This is a genomic window from Streptomyces sp. NPDC028305, assembly GCF_055569495.1.
In genome coordinates this window covers 228,119-229,428 of record NZ_JBVHTN010000009.1, presented here as the reverse complement: position 1 = coordinate 229,428, position 1,310 = coordinate 228,119, and the positions used below count along the sequence as shown (strand labels likewise).

Genomic DNA, 1,310 nt, shown 5'->3' with positions numbered 1-1,310 from the left:
CGCGATGGCGTGTTCCCGGTGCGTACCGGGGCGGTCGGCAGGACTGGACTCGGATGGACTCAACGCTCCGCTCCCCACGCACAAGTTGTCTCGTCCGGCCCGGTGCCGGCGCGGTGCCGACCCCGTGTCGGCCCGGTGTGCCCGGCAGGCCGGGTCAGCGCCCGTAGAACTCCACGACCTTGCCGATGATGTAGTCCTGGTCCGCTTCGGTCAGTCCGGTGTGGGTGGGCAGACACAGCCCGTCCGCGGTGAAGCGGCCGGCGTTCAGGGAGGCCCAGTCCGGATCGAAGTAGAGGGGCTGCCTGCTCATCGGCTGGAAGAACCGCCTGGTCTCAATGGACTCTTCGGCCAGAAACGCGCACAGTTCATCGCGGCGTTCGGCCCGTAGGTCGTACATCCACAGCACATCCCGCGGCGGCATGCGGGTGATTTCCCGGATATCCCGGAGTCCGGCGTCGTAATACGCCTCGATCTTCCTGCGCTGGGCCAGGAATTCATCTATCTGCTCCAGCTGCCCGAGGGCGACCGCGGCCTGTAGATTGGTCATGCGGAAGTTGTAGGCCAGCTTTTTGTGCAGGAAGTCGTGCTCGGGGCCGATGGCCATCCCGCGCAGATGCGCCATCTGCTCGGCGAGCCTGCGGTCGTCGGTCAGACAGACGCCGCCCTCACCGGAGGTGATGATCTTGTTGGCGAACAGGGAGAAGCACGCCACGTCGCCGACCGGCCGGATGCCGTGCGCCTCGGCGCAGTCCTCGACCACCCGCAGGTTGTAGTCGAACGCGATCCTCGTGATCACGTCCATGTCGCAGCGACGCCCGTGCACATGGACGGGCATGACGGCCTTGGTGCGCGGCGTGATCCTGGACTCGATGAGAGCCGTGTCGATGTTGAGGTCGTCGCCGCAGTCGACGAATACGGGCGTCGCGCCCGTGTAGGTGACCGCCCACGCGGACGCGACGAAGGTGAATTCGGGGACCAGCACCTCGTCGCCGGGGCCCACGCCGAGGGCGCGCAGCGCCAGGGTGAGCGCGGCCGTACCCGAGGAGCAGGACACTCCGTGCGCCACGCCGTTGTAGCGCGCGAATTCGGCTTCGAACTGCCGGACATAGGGCCCCGCGGCCGATATCCACCCGGAACTGATGGCCTCGGTGACGTACTTCAATTCCGCGCCCACCAGATTTGGTTTCGCGGCCTGATATCTGAAGGTCATGCCATTCCTCATTCAGCCGGGGGCCGAGGGCACGGTCGCTCACTTCACTGTATCGGCGCCCCAATTCAGAATCACTAAGGGAAGTACCAGAGCCCTTCGG

The 1,310-nt window shown here is 66.0% G+C and carries 1 protein-coding gene; it reads right to left on the bottom strand.

The genetic code is table 11. The features are described from left to right. Positions 1–154 precede the first annotated feature (154 nt). The gene (locus tag ACZ4WQ_RS36220) at positions 155–1,210 is read right to left on the bottom strand and encodes a DegT/DnrJ/EryC1/StrS family aminotransferase (protein ID WP_358849045.1); all 1,056 of its coding nucleotides are present in this window, start codon (positions 1,208–1,210) and stop codon (positions 155–157) included. Between the last annotated feature and the right edge of the window lie 100 nt (positions 1,211–1,310).